Genomic DNA, 811 nt, shown 5'->3' on the forward strand with positions numbered 1-811 from the left:
CTGCTGTCGGGCGACGGCGGTGCCGGTGGCGCCGGGGGAGCCGGCGGTAACGGCGGCAACGGCGGTGACGGCGGTGACGCCGTTGACGGCACCGGTCAAAACGGCGGTAACGGTGGGCACGGAGCTGCGGGCGGCAAAGGCGGGGACGGCGGACAAGGTGGGTTTGCTGCGCGAGGGATGGGGGGTCGCGGTGGTGACGGCGGCATCGGCGGTAACGCCGGAAACGGCGGAGTGGGTGGCGACGGCGGCGATGGGCCCAACGGCGGCCACGGCGGCAGCGGCGGTGACGGCGGCGATCGCGGTTACGGCGGGGCGGCCGGCCGCGGTGGCGGCAGTGGCCTCGGGACCAGCGGTGGTGACGGTCTCGAGGGCGCTAGCGGCCAGGCCGGGGGTAACGGCGGTGCCGGTGGTCATGGCGGTGACGCCGCCCCGGCTGCCGTCGGCAAGACGGGCGGCAGCGGCGGGTGGGGCGGTCGCGGCGGCAATGCCGGGCGGATCGGCGAGGGTGGCGCTGGCGGCGATGGTGGGTCCGGCGCCGACGGCGCGGACGGTGTCAACCCGAGCGCACTCCCCAAGGCCGGACAGGCCGACAGCGGGCTTCCTGGGCCTTCCGGAGGGGGCGACGGCTTCGACGGCAAAGACGCTGTCCAATTCACGGGCGGAACCGGAATAGGCATCTGGGGCGGCGACGGCGGCGACGGTGCGGGCAACTCCGGCTTCGGCGAGCGTCAGGGAGGCGACGGCGGCAACGGCGGAGAGGGTGGTCTCGGCGCCAAGGGTGGTGGGGGCGGCGACGGCGGCAAGGGTGATG

Annotated in this window: 1 pseudogene; it reads left to right on the forward strand. The window is 75.8% G+C overall.

Features of this window, described 5'->3' with window-relative positions:
- A pseudogene (locus tag BST40_RS29895) lies at nucleotides 1–811 on the forward strand (PE family protein); the annotation flags it as partial.

Source organism: Mycobacterium persicum (genome assembly GCF_002086675.1).
In the GTDB taxonomy this organism is placed as follows: Bacteria; Actinomycetota; Actinomycetes; order Mycobacteriales; family Mycobacteriaceae; genus Mycobacterium; species Mycobacterium persicum.